4 protein-coding genes and 2 pseudogenes are annotated in these 6338 nt (G+C 59.3%); 3 read left to right on the top strand and 3 right to left on the bottom strand.

Annotated features, from left to right (window positions below; all coding sequences use genetic code 11):
• Nucleotides 1-308: 308 nt before the first annotated feature.
• Complete coding sequence (locus GWG65_RS10690) at nucleotides 309-3827, bottom strand: LuxR C-terminal-related transcriptional regulator (RefSeq protein WP_275195518.1); 3519 nt, start codon at nucleotides 3825-3827, stop codon at nucleotides 309-311.
• Nucleotides 3828-3973: 146 nt separating this feature from the next.
• On the opposite strand from GWG65_RS10690, the gene GWG65_RS10685 reads away from it, so the two are divergent.
• Nucleotides 3974-4300, top strand: coding sequence for a nuclear transport factor 2 family protein (locus GWG65_RS10685; protein ID WP_342760640.1), 327 nt, complete (start codon nucleotides 3974-3976; stop codon nucleotides 4298-4300).
• A gap of 110 nt (nucleotides 4301-4410) precedes the next feature.
• Here GWG65_RS10685 and GWG65_RS10680 read toward each other — a convergent pair.
• Together GWG65_RS10680 and GWG65_RS10675 are read right to left on the bottom strand one after the other, a co-directional pair.
• Nucleotides 4411-4560: pseudogene (locus GWG65_RS10680) on the bottom strand (GrlR family regulatory protein); the annotation flags it as partial.
• Nucleotides 4561-4627: 67 nt separating this feature from the next.
• Nucleotides 4628-5149, bottom strand: coding sequence for a hypothetical protein (locus tag GWG65_RS10675; RefSeq protein WP_275195536.1), 522 nt, complete (start codon nucleotides 5147-5149; stop codon nucleotides 4628-4630).
• Between GWG65_RS10675 and GWG65_RS10670 the strand changes: the two are divergent.
• Nucleotides 5100-5334, top strand: a pseudogene (locus tag GWG65_RS10670) (Isoquinoline 1-oxidoreductase subunit); the annotation flags it as partial. The gene GWG65_RS10675 and the pseudogene GWG65_RS10670 sit on opposite strands and share 50 nt — an antisense overlap.
• Nucleotides 5335-5526: 192 nt before the next feature.
• Nucleotides 5527-6189: a phytochelatin synthase family protein gene (locus GWG65_RS10665; protein ID WP_275195515.1), complete on the top strand. Its 663-nt coding sequence runs from the start codon at nucleotides 5527-5529 to the stop codon at nucleotides 6187-6189.
• Nucleotides 6190-6338: the final 149 nt, after the last annotated feature.

Here is a 6338-nt window from a genome sequence, read left to right as displayed (position 1 = left end):
CCGCTCGCACTGGATTATCCACGGTCACATAGTCATCGAGCGATGCCGGAAACAGCATGCTCTGCCCGCGATCCACCCCTTCAACAAAGCGCTTCATTGGACGTCCCCGCAAGTGCAGGGAATCCTATCGCGCGAATCACCGGAAACAGAACGTTTTCACACGGCCTGGGCCAAAAGCGGAGGCCGCGATGGCTGCGGACTCCAAAGGGCGCCCGCATCGGGCGGCCCACACGTGCGGGGCGGCCTGCTCAACATCTGGCCCTCGCTGTCGTGCGCCTTCTCATCTCAGTCAATGACAATTCAACACTTCAGATCAGCAAGTCATGAGGCGCAGATACAGCAGACACAATGGCATGATGCGTACCATTATTGCCGTGGCTGGCCGCGTGTTCGTCCAGTGCATTGGGGGGTGTTTTGACGATGATATCGAAGTACGCGTCCTGATCGGGCGGAACGTGCGGATCGAGCGGATTATTGTGCTCTTTAGGGTCGAGCGCGACGAGAGTGGAAGGAGTTGCCTCGCTATCGAAGTGGAACACCAGTTCTTGATTCGCGCCGCCTGTTTCGGACGCTGCTTTAGCCGGCTGTGCAGCTTGTAATGCGATTGCAGCAGATGGCGCAGCCCGCTGCGAGTTTCCGTCTCCGGCGTTATCTCCGCTTGCGACGCTCGGTTCGACAATGTCGGCTGCTGCGGTGGCGTTTGCAGAGGTTGAGGGCAAATCGTGCCCCGAATTGCCGTGCTCCGCGACGGCCGGTTCTGCCGTCTTCACTGCCGCTGACGCGCTCGCAGCGTCCGAAGCCGGGGCGCGATGTTCGGCGCCATTGCCGACACCGTTGCCCGGTATGGGTCCAGCTTCAGTCAGCTCCGCCGCTGCCGCCTTTGCAGATCCTGGCTCCGAAGCGTGCTGCGAGTTACCCCGGTCCGTTTTACCGGCCGTTTCGACGCTCTCGGCTATTTCCGGTGCGTTTGCAGAGGTTGAGTGCCCCGAATTGCTGTGTTCCACACCGTCTGGTTCTGCCGTCTTCGCTGATCCCGGCGAACCGTCCGAAGCCTGGGAATGATGCCCGTTGTCATTGCCGACGCCGTTGCCCGGCATGGACTTCGCTTCGGCCATCTCTGTGGCCGCCTTTGCAGATCCTGGCTCCGAAGCGGGCTGCGAGTTACCCCAGTCCGTTTTACTGGCCGTTTCGACGCTCTCGGCTGCCTCCGGTGCTTTTGGGTGCCCCGAGTTGCTGTGTTCCACGCCGTCTGGTTCTGCCGTCTTCGCTGACCCCGGCGAACCGTCCGAAGCCTGGGAATGATGCTCATTGTCATTGCCGACGCCGTTGCCCGGTATGGACTTCGCTTCGGCCATCTCTGTGGCCGCCTTTGCAGACCCTGGCTCCGAAGCGGGCTGCGAGTTACCCCGGTCCGTTTTACCGGCCGTTTCGACGCTCTCGGCTACTTCCGGTGCTTTTGGGTGCCCCGAATTGCTGTGATCCACACCGTCTGGTTCTACCGTCTTCGCTGACCCCGGCGAACCGTCCGAAGCCTGGGAATGATGCTCATTGTCATTGCCGACGCCGTTGCCCGGCATGGACTTCGCTTCGGCCGGCTCTGTGGCCGCCTTTGCAGACCCTGGCTCCGAAGCGTGCTGCGAGTTATCGCGGTCCGCATTGGCAGCCGTTGCGGCGCCCGGGTTGACGATCTCGTTCTGCTGGGTCGACAAAACGCCGGTGTCCGCATTGATCGGCTCACTCTTCGATGTGAGACTTTCAACTGCCGGAACCGTCGCAGTATGAGCAAGCGCGATTGATGATACGTGAGCCGGCAAGCCAGACGCACCAGCGCCCTCTTCCGTCGCATCCGCCGAATCGCTCGTGAAGGTTCTGAATCTCGTCGACGCCCCCAAGCCGGTCCGAGTCTCCCCGAACTGGAACCTCAAGCCGTCGTCGGCCAGAACGGTCCAAACTCCAGCCGTCCCAATTGTGCTCTCGCTCGTATCGTCAATGGCATGGATCTTGTCCGCACTGAGAACAGTCTCATCGGTTGCGGTCGCCGATATCAGCGCTGCTTCGAGCTGCTCCAAGGTGGTGGCGACAGCCCCGCCATCTGGCTCGGAGACGACATCCGCCTCCGTAATGGCTACACTGCCCTGCAGATGGATTTCCAGCAGGCCGCGATCCCCGATATCAAGGATATGATCGGTCGGATTCACATAGACGATCGTTTGATTGCTTGCGGAGTCGTAGACCCACGCGAGTGTATGTGGCGGTATAGACTTGCTTGCCGCTGTTATATGCAGCCAAGCAAGCGCTCCGAAAGCCGCAAGATTGATCCTGCTCGGCCCAGATGCGAAATCGAAGACAGAGTCGGAAGAGGTAGACTTGGAATCGATCGGGGAGCGATAAACAACGTTTTTAACGTTGCCACCTATCAGTTGATCGCGGCTATATCCGCCAATACTGGCATCGTGGCCTTCTTGAGCGACGTTGTCGTTTCCAGTGGTCACAACGGTGGAAGACGGGCGCAAATCGTGCGAAAGGAAACCTGGGGCTGAATTGTCTGCACGATTGGCGTCAGCATGGGTGATCGCGGCCAGTTTTGTGGTCGCATTCTCTCCGGTGACGGCCAGGAAGCTGTCGTTCGAAGCTTGATCCGCGTCATGCGACTGCACGGCGAGATGGGGGTCGTTCAGTGCGTAGATCAACGCACCAGCGAGAGTGGCGAAGGTGCCATACCCTCCGTGGGTCAATATCGGATTGGAAGCAAGCCGCGGGAATTGGTGTTCTGGGGCCGGGTCATCTCCGATCTGTGTGTCGTTTGTTCCTCGCAGTAAAGGCGCAGGAAGATTGGGTGCGCTCGATCCAACAGGACCGTAGTGTTTCCACGGTTTCGAGCCTACGGATTGCTCGGCCGCGCGCAGCGCTTCCATTGCCGCCGCCGGGTTCGTGATTTGGCTCGCCTTGGCGAAAAAGTCTCTCTGGGTGAGCGTGAGCGTCTCGCCGGATTCCCAGACGATGAGGTGCCGGAGAATAGCTTTTTTCCAGGGCTCATACTCGGCGTGCTCGCCCGCGTGGCCGATGCTGTTGTCATCCGGAAAGATGTCGTTCGTTTCCGACGCCTTGAGTTCGTCCGCAATTGCGAACGCCAGGAAGGCCAGCGAGAGCGTGCCGAAGCCGGAGGGGCGTTGCAACAGTGCGATGGTCGCGAGCACAGTTCTGTTGGTGATCTCAAGCTTCTGGAAAATATTGTGCAGGTGGACTTTGACTGTCCCTTGGGAAAGGTTTAGCTGGCGTGCGATCTCCTTGTTCGACATTCCTTCCGACACGAGTCGTGCAATTTGACCTTCCCGGTGCGTCAATAGCTCCAGCATCTTATCATTTTTGCCGCCGCCGTCCGCTTCCTTGCCGATTGGCGAGAGATCGGACTGCTCCAGCGACACACCGCTCTTCGTCATCAGCCTCAGCGATCGCAGCATAGTAGCGGGAGAGGCATACTTCGAAATTGCGCTGCAGGCGTCGGCAGCGATAGCTGCAGTCAGATCGTGGTCGATGTCGGACTCGGTAAAGAACACCAGGCGCGTGGAAAGCTTCTCAGCTTTCACAATCGCGAGGATCTCGGAGACCGTCAGATCTGGCAGGGAGTCGGCAATAAGCGCGAGGTCGGGTGTCAAATTCCGAATTGCTTCGAGGCAGCTTGTCCCATCGCTGGACGATGCGACAACGTCGAAGTCCGGCTGTGTCCCGAGTACCGACTTCAGTCCCTGTAGAACGATCGGTTGTCGATCGACGATCACAAGTCGGATGCGCTTGAGTATGCCCTGCTTGGCAGACACGTCTAACATGGACTCAGCCCCGGCCCGGCCATTTATGTCCTTCGGCATATGGCCGCGGCCGGTTGCAGGGTATTAAAGTACAATTAATCGATTGGAGAAAGGGGTTTAGCAGGGTTAACCCGACCTAAATCTCAGGTTTGGACGGCATGGTGAATATGTCCTTTGACCCGATGGCCGTTGCGGTTGATTGGCTCGATGCCTACCGCGCGGGCGATATCGAAGCGATCCTGGAAATGTATGCCGAAGATGCCGTGGTTCACTGCGGCTGCGGCGGCGTCAAAACCATTACTGGCCGCCAGGCACTTCGTGCCTATTGGCTCGATCGCCTCCGAGAATATCCGGCAGGCACGTTGGACGATCTCAATCACTCCGACGACGGAACCATTATCTCTTACGTCACAAGTACTGGTGTCATGAGTGCGCTTTTTGCGTTTGACGCCACCGGGAGGATTAAGGAGCTGGACTGCAGTCCCTCGCACTAGGCCCCTGCGCGATGCACGCCTGCTATGGGTCACCTGCTGACATTGCCGGGTGCGACGCATGAGGCCCGCTTCCCGCAACAACGGACACCACGAATTTATTAGCACGCGCCTCAAGCCCGCCGCATCAGCTTGAGCGAGGCCGCAAGGCGCAGGCTGCGCTTGCCGGCGAGCGCGATGCCTTCGAGTTCGCCGCTAGCTTCCGTGCAGGTCCCGGAGAAGCCGATGCCGACCTCATTGCCGCCGAAGACGGGGTTCTCGCCATTGGGGCGGCCGAGCGGAATCTGGGGCGCCAATCGGCGGTCCGAACTTGTCATCATCCAAAAAGGTTCAGAAACCTGCGGCGACGATGGCGTGCAGCAGTTTTGCGTTGCTATAGCCAATATCTTCACGCGTTAACCCCATGCGCAAGACCACCAATTTGCGCGAGGGGATAACCGTGATTGTCTGGCGCAAGTGCCCGTTCAACATGAACGTGTCGGCGGGAAGGGCAAACCCGAGGCCCGAAGCCAGCCAAAGCTGACCACGACCATACACAGGACCGTGGCCGTCATCGGACGCAAGCGCTGGCGAGCGCATGTAATCGACGAAACCAGGCGGCAAAAGCTGTTGGCCATTCCATTCTCCGCCGAGGCGCAGAAATTCACCGAAACGCGCCCAATCATGCGCATTGGCGTACAGAAAGGCTTCGCCGAGGAATGTGCCCGATGGGTCGGATTCGAGAACGGCGCTGGTCATACCCAATGGCTTGAACAATCGCTCCTGCGGGAAAGCCTCCGCCGCCGACCCAATCGCGTTTTGCGAAATGGCCTGGGAGGGCAAGACCGCCGGCGAGATCTGCGCGCAAATCAAAAGACCTCGCGCGCAATGGCGGGCGCAAGGTGGAAGAGCTGATCGACCACATCGGCAAGGACACGCTGGTCGGTTGGGCCTGGAAGCCCGGTTTCGGCCGCTCGCCCGCGCCGGGCACACAGGAACACGCCGGCGCGCTGGTCGAGGCCTGGGTCAAGACCGGAGCCGCCTGCCCCTCGCCGTGACGCAGGCGCCAGAGCGAGTACTCATAAACTAAACGTCGGCCTCCAAGCGTACAGCGGAAGCCGCCCCGCTTGGTGGTCATCGACGGCTTTTGACCCTCAACGGCCGTTCACATGGAATCTCCTTCCCGCCAGTTAGCTTGAGAATATAATCTTGCCAGGCCACTGTCGTCATTGCCGCTAAAGTTCTGACCCATGAAGCGATGGCACTACGTCAGTATCATCAGCATGGTTGTCGCTGTGGGTCTGGTGGGTGCCGGGGCCCTGGTGGTCGACCAGTCGCACGTGCCATCAGAAGCCATAGCGTCATCGGTAACACGTACTCCGGAGCTTATGGAGCGCGCGTGGCACCTGCCAGTGGCAGCCACATTCCACAGACAACTTAATTGGCAGTCAAATGGCTCTCGTTGCGGACCCGCCGCTGTTGCGAATGCGTACCGGTCGCTTGGCGAGGCGGCAAGCACGGAGGGCAAGGTGTTGGCCGGCACAGGGAGCTGCTGGACAGGCGTATGCATAATGGGTCTCACGCTTGACGAGCTGGCCAAAGTCGCCCGGACCAACACGAGCCGGAAAGTCACGGTCTTGCGCGATCTCAGCGAGAACCAGTTTCTAGAACATCTGCGTCGCTCCAACGATCCGGGCCGACGCTACATCGTGAATTTCGATCGTGCTCGAATTTTTGGTGCTGGTGGTGGACATCATTCCCCAATTGGGGGCTATCTCGAAGCCGAGGACCTAGTTTTCGTGCTCGATGTCAATTTCGACTTCCAGCCATGGCTAGTCGAGCGAAAGCGGCTGTTCGACGCTGTAAATACGTTCGACGGCGATAAGAAGCGGGGGCTGCTGTACATAGAGTAATACCCTGCTGCATGTCGCCTATCGGCCCCAAGGCGAAGAAGCTGGGATTGTCGCGCTGGGTCCGCTATCAGGAATAGATCGGACCTCTGTCCCGCGATCCTCGATTCACGCTTTTGACCCTTAGGCGACTTCGGCCGCCCGACGGATTT

Source organism: Bradyrhizobium sp. CSA207 (genome assembly GCF_029051685.1).
Taxonomy (GTDB): domain Bacteria; phylum Pseudomonadota; class Alphaproteobacteria; order Rhizobiales; family Xanthobacteraceae; genus Bradyrhizobium.
Note: the sequence above shows the minus strand (reverse complement) of the source record. Positions and strands in the feature narration are given on the sequence as shown.